Raw genomic sequence first — 13,893 nt, 5'->3', positions numbered from 1 at the left:
GGACTGATAACCTGTATTTTTATCTTAGTATGACCGGTTCATGTATGCACCGGTGTTTAATGATTGACTGCTCATCCAGTGTGTCGCGACACTGTGACCGTGTGATGACAGATGCTGTTGATGGATACGAATGATTGAATCAAGCATTGCCCCGACTGACCTGGTGATTGACCATGTTCTTGATACCACTGGCCTGATCTGCCCGGAGCCGGTCATGATGCTGCATGGCAAGGTGCGGGATATGGGCGAAGGGGATGTGGTGGAAGTGATTGCCACTGATCCGTCAACCCAGCGGGATATTCCCAAGTTCTGCGCCTTTCTGTCCCATGAGCTGATTGGCAATGAAGCGCGGGAGAAAAAGTTTTACTATTACATCCGCAAGGGTGGCGGTGAATCCTGATCGCAACCATTCTCGGCCATAAGGCTTGTAGCCAGAGATAAATCGTAGGGGGAAGGTGCGATGCAGCGTCCGGTTGTCAGTATTCAATATTGTTCTCAGTGTCAATGGTTATTGCGTTCCGCCTGGTTGGCCCAGGAACTGCTGAGTACGTTTACTACTGATTTGGGTGAAGTCCGTTTAATTCCCGGGACCGGTGGCATTTTCCAGATTGATGTGGATGGTCATCTGGTCTGGGAACGTAAAGCCGATGGCGGGTTTCCCGAAGCAAAAATATTGAAACAGCGTGTCAGGGATTGTGTGGATCCTCATCGAGATCTTGGACATAGTGATAAATAACAAAGCAAAAAAGACCTGCTTATTGTGAAAGGGGCAATGACATAGTGTCTGCTCCTTTCTGGCCGTCGCTCGCATAGTCATGATCGGCGGCGTTTTTTCTGTCAGGTTTAATAAGGTTGATGAAGCGAGATAGGAATCTCGATCAAGCAGTCTTTTTTCCTGACGTGATAATTCAATCAAATCAATCTCTCGATAATTATTGTGCCTGCATTGCGGTGGGATAGAACCCCGTGCGCGTATTCTTTGCTCTTTTTAACCTGAAATAATTCCAGATCTTTTCATGGAAAAAATAGGCTACGGTATTGCAGGTCGGTTCGATCAAAGCGACGAGTCCACCAATCGCAAGGCTTCCTGTCAGAAGATAGACAATAGTGAAACCAATAAAAAAATGGATGGCAGCAAACGTGAGGGTCTTGGTCATGGGGCCAATCTCGTTATTCAGGGATTGGATAAATGATATTGATTCTTATTTGTCTGATTAAGTTAATCTATCCTATCGAACCCATTAGGGTTTTTAATGGGCTGGGTGAGCCAGCCCATATGTCAAGCGGTATCAGATCCAGCTGGATTTCTTTTTGGGTTTCAGTAATGGCCCAAACAGGCCAAGCAGAACACCGATCAGCAGGGTCAGGGCGCCATAGAGGTACCAGCGCTGATGCGTGCTATCCGAGAGTTGCTGGTTTTCCACCTGCAGGGTATTGAGTTGTGCTTTCAGCTGCTCATTGTTCACGACCAGTGTCTTGTTGCGGTTGTCGATTTCCAGGCTGTTGGCGGACACTTCCCGAATACGGGTCAGCTCCTGTTCCAGCTTTCGGACTTTCTGGGTGCTGCTGTTGAGCTTGTCCGTCAGTTCCCGGTTGCTGGTTTCAAACGCGCCCAGCTGCTTACGGTATTCGGTGTCTTGTGACACCAGTTTCCCGTTTTCTTTCTGAATCCGTTCCAGCTGGTCTTTGGCGGGTTCTTCTTTCAGCAAGTATTGAACAGGGATATAGCCTTCGTTACCGGTACGGGTACGAACCTTGGCGTACTCTTCACCATTATCGGCGCTCGCTTCTTCGAGGATTTCCAATGCCGTACCGGTTTTTAGACCACGGTGAAGAATCCGGTACTCGTTTCCGGGACCGGCCCGAAGGGGGACATACAGGGTATCGGAGATGTATCGGGTTTCGGCCTGAACGACGCTGGCGGTCATGATGGCCATTAAAAAAGGAATCAGTCTTTTCAAGGCTGTGCTCTCTATCGGGCTGCCAAAAGTTGGAACTATGACATAAATCTGGGCAGTAAAACCACAACACGTCGATAGTGATAATACGTGCTGCGGCTTTACTGCTGCAGTGGCTTGGCGCAGGGTCTGCTTACAAAACGACCTTGAACGGTTTTACGGTCACTTGTGCGTAGACGCCCGCTTCAATATAAGGGTCGGCGTCAGCCCAGGCCTGCGCGGCCTCAAGGCTGTCGAATTCAGCGATGACCAGGCTGCCGGTGAAACCGGCATCGCCTGGTTCGGCTGCATCAATAGCTGGGTGTGGCCCTGCTGTCAGCAGGCGGCCTTCGGCGCGCAGGGCTTCCAGCCGGGCGAGGTGAGCCGGTCGTGCTGTCTTGCGCAGCGCCAGGCTGTTTTCAATATCTTCACTGATAATGGCGTAATACATCGTGTACTCCGGTTAACACAGGGCGGCAGCTTTCGTTGTTCAGGAAAGGCTGGCGTTTGTGTCAGGTGGTCTTGTCCGTGTCTTCCTGTTTGATATAGCGGGCCAGAAAGAGAAACTGGATGATCACAAAGGCAAACGTCAGGCCGAGGCTGCCGAATACCTTGAAATCTACCCAGATGGTCTCAAAGGTAAAGGCCACGTAGAGGTTTGCTGCACCCAGCAGAATAAAGAATATGGCCCAGCTGGTGTTGAGGCGTGTCCAGATGGCATCGGGCAGGCTCATGGCATGATCCAGCATGCGTCGGATCAGCGGCTTCTGACCAATGAACTGGCTGGCCAGGAACGCCAGGCCGAATATCCAGTTCACGATGGGCGCCTTCCATTTCAGGTAGGCCTCTTCATGGAACGCCAGGGTCAGCGAACCAAACAGCAATACGGCAACGAGTGTGATCAGCTGGCTCTTTTCCAGGCTTTTCTGCTTCAGGTAGAGCAGGCCATAGACAATGACCGTGGCAACAATCAGCATCATGGTGGCGCTGAAGATACCACCGAACTCAAATTCATGGCCTGCCAGGCTGACGGGGCGGGGATCAATCTTGTAGACAATGAAAAAAATCAGCAATGGCAGGAAATCGATAAACTGCTTCATAGGTGAATTGGCTCGTCCTGTTTCTGGTCTGTTACCATGCATTGCTGCTACGTTGTTGAACTTGTAGCGGCAAGGTTGGATCAAAAGATCTAGTTTACTGGGTGTCTTCGTCAGGATAAAGAACACAGATGTATAGTCGTGCTGACCTGCATTGTCATACTACCGCCTCGGACGGTGTGCTTTCACCGGGGCAGCTGCTGGCTCGCGCCCGGGAACAGGGGGTGGATCTGCTGGCAGTGACAGATCATGACACGGTGGACGGTGTCAGGCATCTGCTGTCTCTGGATGAGGATCCCGGATTAACGCTGGTTGCAGGTACAGAGCTATCCTGCCTCTGGGGAAACCTGGAAATTCATGTGGTTGGGTTGGGGTTTCAGCTGTCCGAGCCGGGCGTTGATGAGTGTCTGATGCGTCAGCATCAGGCCCGCAGGCAGCGTTGTGAGCGAATTGCTGAAAAGGTGGCTAAGCGGCTGCCGGGCATTACGGCAGACCAGATCCTGGCCGGCGCAATGGCGTTGGCCAGAGATGCCCAGCTTGCCAGTGGTACCGATTTTGTGCCCGGTCCCGATGCGCTGCAAATAGGTCGCCCCCATTTTGCCGACTGGATGGTGCAGGAAGAGATCGTCCCTCACCGTGAGGCGGCGTTCAAGAAATACCTTGGTAACAAGCACATGGGTAACGCAAAGTCCCACTGGCCTCACATCACAACGGTGGTTGACTGGATTCGCAGCTGGGGCGGTGTACCGGTACTGGCGCATCCTGGAAAGTACAAGCTGAGTGGGATGAAGTTACAGGCACTGGTTGAAGATTTTGCCAAAGCGGGCGGTCTTGCCATGGAAGTGGTCGGTTGTCTGCAGCCATGGGGTGAGCGAGACAAATTGGCCCAGTTGTGCGGTAAATACCATTTGGCAGCCTCGCTGGGTAGCGACTTCCATGGTCCCTGGTCAGACCGGATTGAGCTGGGCCGACTGGGACCGATTCCTGAGGGCTGCCAGCCGGTCTGGGAACTTTTTGATGACAGAGTCTTACCGGTTGCCTCCTGAGTTGGCATATAATCGCGGTTCACCTTCCAATGATTGAAGCCTAGCCGTGAGCCAGTTTTTTCAGATTCACCCAGACAATCCCCAGGCACGCCTGATTCGTCAGGCCGTTGATATCGTGCGCTCCGGTGGCGTCATTGTGTACCCCACGGATTCCGCCTATGCCCTGGGTTGCCGTATCGGGGAAAAAAAAGCCATTGAGCGCATTCGTCGCATCCGGCAGCTATCGGACCGGCATAACTTTACGCTGGTCTGTCGTGACCTGTCCGAATTGGCGAACTATGCCAAGGTGGAAAACAGTGCGTACCGCTTTCTGAAAAGCAAGACCCCGGGGGCCTGGACCTTCATCCTGAAGGCGACCAGCCAGGTGCCGAGGCTGGTGCTGCATCCCAAGCGTCGTACCATCGGTATCCGGGTGCCGGACAGCGCCATTGCCCAGGCATTGCTGGCCGAGCTGGGGGAGCCGCTGGTCAGCACTACACTGATCCTGCCGGGGGATGATTATCCCATGATTGATCCCTATGAAATCCGGCAGGTGCTGGAGCATCAGGTTGATCTGGTCATTGATGGCGGCTTTTGCGGCATGGAGGCGACCAGCGTGGTCAGCCTGGTGGAGGAGACACCGGAGATCCTGCGTCATGGCAAGGAAGATACAACAGAGCTGGTGGACTGACGCCCTGTTCTGCGGCGTTCCGGCATACCCGGAACTTTCAAAACCGGATACACTCTGACGTTATTAGAACTGACTGAAAAAAACGGACTTCCTGGAGATCCTCTTGAGCGCCACAGACCCCGGTTCGCGGGTATTATCAGGCATGCGGCCGACCGGACAGCTGCACCTCGGCCATTATCACGGTGTGTTGAAAAGCTGGCTGACCCTTCAGCATCAGTATGACTGCTTCTTTTTTGTGGCGGACTGGCACGCCCTGACAACGCACTACGACAATCCTGGTGATATCGAGAGCCATGTGCTGGAAATGGTGGTGGACTGGCTGGCGGTGGGCGTCAATCCCGGGCAGGCCACGCTGTTTGTTCAGTCAAAGGTGCCGGAACATGCGGAGTTGCATCTCCTCTTATCCATGATGACACCTTTGTCATGGCTGGAGCGTGTGCCCAGCTATAAAGATCAGCAGGAAAAACTGCGTGAGCGGGATCTGTCAACCTATGGTTTTCTGGGATACCCGTTGCTGCAGAGTGCGGATATTCTCATCTACCGCGCCGGGCTGGTGCCGGTTGGCGCTGACCAGGAAGCCCATGTTGAAATTACCCGGGAAATTGCGCGGCGTTTCAATCATATTTACGGGCGGGAGCCGGGGTTTGAAACCATCGCAGAGCAGGCTATCGGCAAGATGGGGCGCAAGCAGGGTAAAATGTATCGCAGTCTTCGCAAGGCGTACCTTGAAAACGGCGATCATGAGGCGTTGGAAACCGCTCAGGCATTGTTGAAAGAGCAGCAGAATATCACACTGGGTGACCAGGAACGCCTGCTGGGTTATCTTGAAGGGACCGGCAAGATGATTCTGCCTGAGGCTCAGGCTCTGTTGACGCCCATGGCGAAGATGCCGGGACTGGACGGCCAGAAAATGTCGAAGTCCTGCGGTAACACCCTCGGCCTCCGTGATGACAGCGATACGGTGGCGGAAAAAATTCGTCGTATGCCGACCGATCCTGCCCGGGTTCGGCGCAATGATCCGGGTGAGCCGGAACATTGTCCGGTATGGAATTTCCATAAAGCCTATTCTGATGAGAAAACCCGTGAATGGGTGCAGTCCGGTTGCCGCAATGCAGGGATTGGTTGTGTTGATTGCAAACAGCCGGTCATTGAACAGGTGATCAGTGAGGTCGAGCCGATTCGCCTCAGGATTGCAGATCTGGAAGACAACCTGGATGAAGTTCAGGGCATTATTGCCGAAGGGAACGAGCGCGCCCGTGATGAAGCGCAGGATACCCTCAAGGATGTACGCGAGGCTATGGGACTGGCTTACCGTTAGGATATGAGTATGGATGCGGACATTATTGATCAATCGGCGACACCGGATGAACCTGTGACGGAAACGCCCGCAGAAACCGTCGAAGGTGCGCTTGAGCAAAGTGTGCGTCTGGCGGTTTTCCGTGGCGAGGTTCTCAGCAAGCTGCCGGATGATCTGTATATTCCGCCGGAAGCCCTGGAAGTCTTTCTGGAAGCCTTCGAGGGGCCGCTGGATCTTCTGCTCTACCTGATCAAACGTAATAACGTCGATATTCTGGAAATGCCGGTGGCGGATATTACCCGGCAATACATGAGTTATGTGGAGCTGATGCAGGCGAACCAGTTTGAGCTGGCGGCAGAATACTTGGTGATGGCGGCAACGCTGGCGGAAATCAAATCCCGTATGCTGTTGCCTCGCCAGACGCAGGTCGATGATGAAGAAGAGGATCCCCGGGCTGAATTGATTCGTCGCCTGCAGGAATATGAGCGCTTCAAGGTTGCCGCGGAAGACCTGGGTAGTCTCCCGCGTCAGGGGCGGGATTTTTACCTGGCCAGCGCAGAGCCACCCAGGCTGGAGGCGCAGAAGATTCATCCGGATGTGGACCTTCGTGAAGTCTTGCTGGCGTTATCGGAAGTGCTGGGCAGGGCTGATATGTTTGAAGACCATCATATTGAGCGCGAAGCACTCTCCACCCGCGAACGGATGGCCCAGGTATTAAGCCAACTGCGTTCGGATGGTTTTACCCCGTTTGTTGCCCTCTTTACCGTGTCGGAAGGGCGATTGGGTGTGGTTGTCACATTTTTGGCTATTATGGAATTAATAAAAGAATCTCTGGTCGAGCTGGTTCAGACCGAGCCCTTTGGTCCCATTCATGTCAAGGCACGCACGGAATGAGTAACGAAGAGCCATCGGTAAAGCTGATTCTGGAAGGCGCCCTGCTGGCGGCAGGTAAGCCCATGAATCTGGAGCAGCTTGCCCAGTTGTTTGATGAGCATAAGCGTCCGGACAAGCCCACCCTCAAGGCGGCGCTGGAAGCCATTGCCGCCGATTGTGAGGGGCGGGGGTTCGAATTGAAGGAAGTGGCCAGTGGTTGGCGCTTCCAGGTGCGTCAGGCGCTGAGTCCGTGGGTCGGGCGGCTCTGGGAAGAAAAACCCCAGCGTTACACCCGGGCGATGCTGGAAACCCTGGCGCTGGTTGCCTATCGGCAGCCGATCACCCGGGGTGAAATCGAAGATATCCGCGGTGTCAGCGTCAGTTCCAATATCATGCGTACCTTGCAGGAACGGGACTGGGTGCGTATTGTGGGCCATCGCGATGTGCCTGGCCGACCGGCGATGTTTGCAACGACACGGCAGTTTCTGGATTACTTCAATCTGCAGAATCTTGATGAATTGCCACCGCTCAGTGAAATCCGCAACCTGGATGCAATGGCCGCTTCGCTGGAGGGTGATGTTGCAGCGCTGCCTGAAACCGTACAGCAGGCATTGCAGGGGCTGGATACGGAAGGCGGTGGCTCTGAAGAATCCGTCAGCACTGAACAGGCAAGTAAGCCCGAATCCCTGGTGGCAGTGGCCCAGCAGTTTCAGGAAGAAAGCGAGCAAAACGTTGTGCGGTTATTTGCCGAGTTGGATGATCTTGAAGATGGCCTGAAGACCACCTTCACCGATTTTAACCCCCGCGATCAGGATGATGTGCGTAACGATGCTGAAGGGATTGAAACCGATGAAGCAGTTCGTGTTGAGATAACCTATGATACACACGACAGCGGTGATGAAATTCAGTCATTTGATGAGCCAGAGCAGGATGAAGAAGACTCTTCTTCCATTGCTGATCTGCGGGACTGACACCTATTAACCATGAAAGAAAATTGACCGGGGTTTTCGGCCTGATGCCGGAACCCCGGTCTTGTTTTTGACAGCAGTAATGATTATGACAGATATCAAAGAGATCGAGTCACCTGTTGAAGGTGAGCGCCTGCAGAAGTTGCTGGCTCGCCAGGGGCTGGGCTCACGGCGTGAAATTGAAGGCTGGATTGCGAATGGCCGTGTCACCGTCAATGGTGATAAGGCGACGCTGGGTGTGCGTGTATTCGGTGCGGAGGATATCCGTGTGGATGGCCGCCAGGTGAAATGCCAGACGACGCAAACGCGTCGTGTATTGGCCTATAACAAACTGGAAGGCGAGGTGTGTACGCGCCAGGGAACGGATAATCGCCCGACGGTGTTTGACCGTTTACCCAAGCTGAAAGGTGAACGCTGGGTCAATGTTGGCCGGCTGGATATCAATACGTCCGGTTTGCTGCTGTTCACAACGGACGGCGAACTGGCTAATCGCCTGATGCATCCTTCTCACCAGATTGAGCGTGAATATGCCGTGCGTGTATTCGGAGATGTCTCCCAGGACAATATCAGTAATATGTTTCGTGGTGTAGAGCTGGAAGATGGCCTGGCCCGATTCACTGATATTGTCGATAGTGGGGGCGAGGGTAGAAATCACTGGTTTCATGTCTGCCTGCTAGAAGGGCGTAACCGGGAGGTGCGTCGGTTGTGGGAATCCCAGGAGCTGGCGGTTAACCGGTTGAAACGGGTGCGTTATGGTAGTGTCATTATTCCTGATCACCTGAAGCAGGGGCAGTGGGTAGAGCTCGATCAGACGACAGTGGATGCGCTTGCGGCATTGGTAGGATTGGATTCGGTTCCCGTGAATGTCAACAGCAGTCGTGAAGAGGCAGTGCGAATGAAACGCTTGCAGGGTAAGCGTATTGCGCCCGTGGCGCGAAAGAAAAACCGCAATCCCAGGGCCGCATCCGGCGTTCGCTAACGGCTTTATAAAATCATACTGCCGCTTATGCCATGCGGCAGTATGACCTCTATCAAGACAGTGTCAATGATCAAAGGTAGGCGGCTGCCCGCATCTCGAAGATCAACTTCTCTGCAGCACAGACAAAATCAAAGCGTGCCTGAATGCAGGTTTCCAGGTCTGCCTGGGTGATGTGAGTGCTGACGGTGCAGGGATCGCTTTCAATACTCTGTGCCAGCGTCTGCAGCTTGACCAGCCTTGCTTCCGCCTCTTGCTGACTGCCGGCTTTGATGGTCAGTTCCGTGGCGGTATCTTCTTCCTGGATCAGGGTGCCGATATCCATGCAGTTGCAGGCGGTGGTGTTTACTTCAGTCATGGTGTTTCCGATCTATCACATTCAGGGTGGCAGTCTAGAGGGTCTGTTTCTGGGCAGTGCATGACCTGGATCAACGAAACACCTGAAGACTGATGAGTCTTGTATCGTATTACATTCCAGGGGCTGGTCGGATTGGTAGAAATGGCTACAGATTTAGCAATACCGTAAGGCAGGAGTGTGTTGACGTGTGCGGCAGCTTTCTGCGTTAAGATTTACTCTGACGCTACATTCTGCAGAGCACCGTACAGGTTTTTCCATTCCACTAAAGGGTCACTGAAATCCTGTATCAGGTGATCCGGCATCGCATCAAGCCGTTCCAGCATATTGCTGTATTCGTCCCGAAAGTATCGGCAGACCGTGTTGCTCAGTGAAATGTTATGCAGGCAGAGGTTGCCATAATCATCAATGCGATGGGCTGCCGCTGAATATTCAGCATGATAGCTGTAAGGGTGCTCAGGATTCTTCTCATCAGAAAAAGCAATGAGAGGTATGAACAACAATGCGGACAGAAGCGCTTTCCAGAACATCTTTACATCCCTGTACAGCTATGCAATTAGACTGCAGTTTGCATGTTTTCTTAAAGCTTTAGCTCACTCCTAGTTTAGTTCAGAATCAGGAATAGCTTTTGAAAAGGCTGTAACGTTTAATTGAGTGACAAAATTCTAACGTAGAGTCAGAGATCGCAATTTGGGACAAAGATCACTGACAGAAACGTGGTATTCAGCTGGCTGCTCAGATTCTGGGAGTAAGAGCGGGTCAGTGTGGTCTTGTTCTTGCAAATTGGAATCTTCTGAATCCGTACTGTGTGTAAAAGCCTGCGTCAGGATTGTCAGGCTGGCTAAAAAAGCGGGAGCTTCGAATATCGCCACAAGACCAGCTAGAGGAGGGCCACCAACCATGCCGGCTAATAGGATGAGGCTTGATGCGATAAGCAAAGTGGCAACTGCGATTCCTACGGCAATCGCTGTTTTTCTTTTTTCCATGTTATAGGAATCATATCCTTCTTTCAGGGCTGGGAGCACACCTTCATCATGGCTTTTTGGCAAGGCAATACGAAGTTGATAAATGCCTATGCCTATGCCTGCGACTGCACCGATCATTAACCCCGGTAGTGCTGCTGCAATACTGACGAGAAACCCGGCAAAATAACCAATACCGCAAAAAATTGCGCTAGCAATCTTGTTGTTACCACCAAGATCATGCCCCAGTTGGCCGAGCTTAATTATCGGAGTACTTACGGCTATTTCGAACCCTGAAGCTGCTGATAGGACAATGTGCATGAGTATATGGGGTACAATGACCAGAGTGGCCGATACGATGCGCCTTCCGAACGAGCGTGAGCTGTGTGTTTTTAAATTTGGCGTTTTCGTCACGTCAATGGGATGTGTAGATCGATCAAAGCTCAATGTATATGCCATGTCACTGCTTCTTTAGAATCTGTTTTACTTCTCGTTATATATATGGACCGTAGGCAGGCGTTATAGTTCGAGTTTGAATCTCATAGAGCCATGAGAATATGAGGTTTCAGGAGTGCTGAATGACTCCTGAAACTGCTCTAACTATTTGTTAAACAAGGATATTCATGACGAACATGGAAAGAAATGCATTAATCAGGCAGATGGCAAAGAGAATGGGAAATCGGCGAGCGTCGGTGCCGATAACGCCAAGAATCCGGCCTGCATACTGGATCAATGAACCCATCAGGTAGATCGCTGGTGCCAGGATGGCCAAATGAGTACCGTTCAGGATGCCATCGGAAAACAGGCCGACTGCTACGCCTATCCCACCGCCCATGGACATGAAGGCGCCCATGAGTACAGCCGCGGCCTCGCCAGGAAGGCCTACCAGCGCCATGACAGGGCCAAACAGCGCGCCCATCAGTTCCATGGCGCTGGTCACGTTCAGGGCCTTGATGATGACAAAAGCCATCATGATATTGGGGATGGTGCTGGACGTGGCGATGCCCCAGCCCTTGCGTGCGCCTTCGACGAAGACGTCAGTAATCATCGGTTTCTTAGCCTGTTCAGCCATGAGCGACGTCTCCCTTGATGTTCGTGTGATCAGTGGGTTTCTTCTTGCCTTCGGTCAGGGTGATGTACAGACGCATCAGGTTGGCGCCAAAGACTTTAAATACCAGCATGACCATGAAGCAGAGACCGATGGACGCGGGAACCGCAAGCTCCCCGTTGGCGTCAGTCAGGGTGAACAAAATGGCACCGGAACTGAAGAAGTTGACGATCATTGCACCTGCCGAGAATTGGAAGGCTGTGAACACGTCAGCTTCTTTGGCGGTCAGGTCCTTGTTATCGATCAGGGACTTGGTCATGGACGCGCCGGCATCGGTGCTCTGCAGGCTGGCGATCAATGCCAGACCGGTATTGCCGGGAATACCCATTAGCGGCTTGAGCAGTGGGGTCATCAGACGACGGGCGGCCTTAAGGGCACCATAGTGCTCAAGAATGTTGACCATGGCCAGTGCGAACATGACTGTTGGCACAAGACTCAGGGCAAACATGAAACCATCCCGGGCGCCACTGCCACCGGCACCGCGGAAGGTGGAGCCCGCAGTGGTCACCACGCCTTCGGCATTTTCAGATACGCCAGATACCAGCTTGCCAAACGATCCGTTCAGGGTTGTGAAGTCGAAGACTCCCCACCACTCGTTGGATTTCATCAATCCGGAAAAGAAAACGACAGCGAATGCCAGTGCGACGTAGCCGCCCCATGACACCTTGTCCTGAGAGCCCTCAGTGTTACTCATTAACGATTACCCTGTGTAGATCAATACGGGTCAGCCGGGATATTCAAGAGGGAATATGGGCCTGGTACCTGCTGCACGGGCGAACCTTGGTCTCTGTCACTGCAGCCGGTCAGGCGGTCCAGGTGGTGAGATACATCGGATCGTCGGGCAACGGGGCAGGCTGGCTGCAGGTGGGGGATGATAATAAAAAGACATCAAGTTGCTGTTGACTTGTGTCAAGCCTGTTATTGGCTGCTGTTTGTTTTTGACTCAATCCGGAGCTGCCCCTTGACGCCGTTCATGCGTTGATTTTAGGTCAGCACTCAGCACTCAGCACTCAGCACTCAGCACTCAGCACTCAGCACTCAGCACTCAGCACTCAGCACTCAGCACTCAGCACTCAGCATTGACACAAAGTGTTTTTTGAAAGTTTGAGAATACGTGCAATAACTTCGCGTTTCTCAGCTACCAGGAATTCGACTGCTTCATCAGTGGAATCCCCGGTAGTTGAGTTGGCGGTTTTAGTGGAATTCAACTATTCAGGAGTGAATGACGGGGACTATTTTTTGATATTCATAAATTTTGTCTATTTCCATGCCTTTGCCGATGTATTCCAGAGCCTCGGTTAGATCCCTGCCTGTTATGCCTGAGAGCTTTGGGTTGCTGCTATATTGGTCGAGATGCTTTTTTCCAATAATGATTATTTTTAGGTTTTCTATGTCATCCAGAGCGTCTAGTAAAAGGCCGGTAAGCTGCGGCATCCCCCCACCAGGAGCGCAGCAGAGTATGTATGGGCAATGCAGAATTTGTTGTTCATTCAGGCGTTGAAGTTGTTCTTTAAAGAGTTTGATCGCGTCAATGTCAAGGGCGAAATAAGTTGTTTTGATCTTATTCGCTTGGAGTATGGCTGAAATGCATGCATCAGTTGCAACGATGGCAATGCCTTTGTTATGCAATTCATCAGCGAGTAAACCCTTGCCTGCATGAATTTCAAGGATAAAGGGCGGTAAGGGATTTGATCTCAGGTGTTCTGCGAATTTTTCAATAAGATTCTTGTCCATTGCTACTGTAGATCTTGCCATAATCCGTAGAGGCAAATCGGTTTCTATACATTGCAGTGTTGGCCGGGCTGTAAGTAATTCGTACCATTTCCATTGTTCTTTGCAGAGTTTTAACATCTTTTGGGATGGGAATTTTTCAGGCAGAGTGTCTTGCTCAATAGCATTCAGAAGGTCTAATGTTCTGGTAATGGCTTCATGTGTTTCAGATTGGCAGGGCACGGTTGTTATTTTTGTTTGTAATAACGATTTTAGCTGGGTTAATTTTTCAGGGTTTAGCGCGGAGCAGCATGCGTTGAAACCGACGTCAGCTTGAAAAAACGGTGTATTAAAACAAGACCTAAAACAAGGTGTCATTTGTAACTGACAACAGGCAGATTCAAGAATTGACCTTGTTGACTCTTTGTTGCTTGCTGATTGCAGGAGGTGATTTATTTCACGGAATACTTGAGCAGTGTTTTCTTTATGTTGTTTGAGTGCGTTAAGTTGGGATATTAAGGTCTCATCGATTTTTCTTAGTTTGAATGCTGCAATGTCAGGCATGTCGCTGGCGGTGCTAGAGTCCTGAACCTGAATGACGGGGCCAAGTGTGTCTGGATGGCTAATCATTATAGTGCGTTGTGCTTCAGGTTTTAGAGAAACACTGGAATGCAATGTTTCTCCGGTTAGATATGATTGTTCTGGGTTGGCAGTCCTGATGCCCGTTTTCGGTAATGTTTCTGGCTGATGGGCAGGGAAGAAGGAGGCCTGGGGCAAAGTTTGCTTGCGATGAGTGCTGGGAGATTCCATACATTATTACTCCTTAATTACTGATTTATTTTTGCAATGAATAACGTTGCGAGAATTAGAGTAAATGCTTTCTGCATAGTTCAA

18 protein-coding genes are annotated in these 13,893 nt (G+C 51.7%); 8 read left to right on the top strand and 10 right to left on the bottom strand.

Annotated elements, in window-relative coordinates; genetic code table 11:
• The first annotated feature begins 130 nt into the window (after positions 1–130).
• Positions 131–400, top strand: coding sequence for a sulfurtransferase TusA (gene tusA / locus KHS78_RS15925; protein WP_211829463.1), 270 nt, complete (start codon positions 131–133; stop codon positions 398–400).
• Between the two features lie 60 nt (positions 401–460).
• Entirely contained in the window at positions 461–736 is a 276-nt protein-coding gene (locus KHS78_RS15920) for an Rdx family protein (RefSeq protein ID WP_211829462.1), read from the top strand.
• Positions 737–932: 196 nt separating this feature from the next.
• Here the strand turns inward: KHS78_RS15920 and KHS78_RS15915 are convergent, their stop codons facing one another.
• The 4 genes from KHS78_RS15915 to KHS78_RS15900 all read right to left on the bottom strand — a co-directional run bounded on the left by KHS78_RS15915 (position 933) and on the right by KHS78_RS15900 (position 3,037).
• The gene (locus KHS78_RS15915) at positions 933–1,157 is read right to left on the bottom strand and encodes a DUF2061 domain-containing protein (protein ID WP_211829461.1); all 225 of its coding nucleotides are present in this window, start codon (positions 1,155–1,157) and stop codon (positions 933–935) included.
• 132 nt (positions 1,158–1,289) lie between these two features.
• Positions 1,290–1,961 (bottom strand): TIGR04211 family SH3 domain-containing protein, encoded by a 672-nt coding sequence (locus KHS78_RS15910; RefSeq protein WP_211829460.1) that lies wholly within the window; start codon positions 1,959–1,961, stop codon positions 1,290–1,292.
• Positions 1,962–2,091: 130 nt separating this feature from the next.
• Positions 2,092–2,388, bottom strand: coding sequence for a YciI family protein (locus tag KHS78_RS15905; protein ID WP_211829459.1), 297 nt, complete (start codon positions 2,386–2,388; stop codon positions 2,092–2,094).
• Positions 2,389–2,449: 61 nt separating this feature from the next.
• Positions 2,450–3,037 carry a septation protein A gene (locus KHS78_RS15900; protein WP_211829458.1) on the bottom strand — a complete coding sequence of 196 codons (588 nt, stop codon included), beginning with the start codon at positions 3,035–3,037 and terminating at the stop codon, positions 2,450–2,452.
• Between the two features lie 128 nt (positions 3,038–3,165).
• Between KHS78_RS15900 and KHS78_RS15895 the strand changes: the two genes are divergently transcribed.
• The 6 genes from KHS78_RS15895 (at position 3,166) to rluB (ending at position 8,867) form a co-directional block, all read left to right on the top strand.
• On the top strand, positions 3,166–4,080 hold the full coding sequence (locus KHS78_RS15895; protein WP_211829457.1) for a PHP domain-containing protein: 915 nt from the start codon (positions 3,166–3,168) through the stop codon (positions 4,078–4,080).
• 46 nt (positions 4,081–4,126) lie between these two features.
• A complete protein-coding gene (locus tag KHS78_RS15890; RefSeq protein ID WP_211829456.1) occupies positions 4,127–4,750 on the top strand; it encodes an L-threonylcarbamoyladenylate synthase in 624 nt (207 codons plus the stop codon).
• Positions 4,751–4,853: 103 nt separating this feature from the next.
• Positions 4,854–6,068, top strand: coding sequence for a tryptophan--tRNA ligase (locus KHS78_RS15885; protein ID WP_211829455.1), 1,215 nt, complete (start codon positions 4,854–4,856; stop codon positions 6,066–6,068).
• Positions 6,069–6,077: 9 nt separating this feature from the next.
• On the top strand, positions 6,078–6,941 hold the full coding sequence (locus KHS78_RS15880) for a segregation and condensation protein A (RefSeq protein ID WP_211829454.1): 864 nt from the start codon (positions 6,078–6,080) through the stop codon (positions 6,939–6,941).
• The gene (scpB, locus tag KHS78_RS15875; protein ID WP_211829453.1) at positions 6,938–7,891 is read left to right on the top strand and encodes an SMC-Scp complex subunit ScpB; all 954 of its coding nucleotides are present in this window, start codon (positions 6,938–6,940) and stop codon (positions 7,889–7,891) included. The genes KHS78_RS15880 and scpB overlap by 4 nt, the downstream gene beginning before the upstream one ends.
• Positions 7,892–7,976: 85 nt before the next feature.
• Positions 7,977–8,867 carry a 23S rRNA pseudouridine(2605) synthase RluB gene (gene rluB / locus KHS78_RS15870; RefSeq protein WP_211829452.1) on the top strand — a complete coding sequence of 297 codons (891 nt, stop codon included), beginning with the start codon at positions 7,977–7,979 and terminating at the stop codon, positions 8,865–8,867.
• 70 nt (positions 8,868–8,937) lie between these two features.
• Here the strand turns inward: rluB and KHS78_RS15865 are convergent, their stop codons facing one another.
• The 6 genes from KHS78_RS15865 to KHS78_RS15840 all read right to left on the bottom strand — a co-directional run bounded on the left by KHS78_RS15865 (position 8,938) and on the right by KHS78_RS15840 (position 13,809).
• Positions 8,938–9,222, bottom strand: coding sequence for a DUF406 family protein (locus tag KHS78_RS15865; protein ID WP_211829451.1), 285 nt, complete (start codon positions 9,220–9,222; stop codon positions 8,938–8,940).
• Between the two features lie 212 nt (positions 9,223–9,434).
• On the bottom strand, positions 9,435–9,749 hold the full coding sequence (locus KHS78_RS15860) for a hypothetical protein (RefSeq protein WP_211829450.1): 315 nt from the start codon (positions 9,747–9,749) through the stop codon (positions 9,435–9,437).
• Positions 9,750–9,884: 135 nt separating this feature from the next.
• Entirely contained in the window at positions 9,885–10,640 is a 756-nt protein-coding gene (locus KHS78_RS15855) for a hypothetical protein (protein WP_211829449.1), read from the bottom strand.
• A gap of 148 nt (positions 10,641–10,788) precedes the next feature.
• Positions 10,789–11,253, bottom strand: coding sequence for a YjiG family protein (locus KHS78_RS15850; protein WP_211829448.1), 465 nt, complete (start codon positions 11,251–11,253; stop codon positions 10,789–10,791).
• Complete coding sequence (locus KHS78_RS15845; RefSeq protein WP_211829447.1) at positions 11,246–11,983, bottom strand: nucleoside recognition domain-containing protein; 738 nt, start codon at positions 11,981–11,983, stop codon at positions 11,246–11,248. The genes KHS78_RS15850 and KHS78_RS15845 overlap by 8 nt, the downstream gene beginning before the upstream one ends.
• Positions 11,984–12,501: 518 nt before the next feature.
• Entirely contained in the window at positions 12,502–13,809 is a 1,308-nt protein-coding gene (locus KHS78_RS15840) for a hypothetical protein (protein ID WP_211829446.1), read from the bottom strand.
• Between the last annotated feature and the right edge of the window lie 84 nt (positions 13,810–13,893).

The sequence above is a fragment of the Kistimonas asteriae genome (assembly GCF_018263925.1).
In the GTDB taxonomy this organism is placed as follows: Bacteria; Pseudomonadota; Gammaproteobacteria; order Pseudomonadales; family Endozoicomonadaceae; genus Kistimonas; species Kistimonas asteriae.
This window is presented reverse-complemented; position numbering and strand designations above follow the sequence as displayed.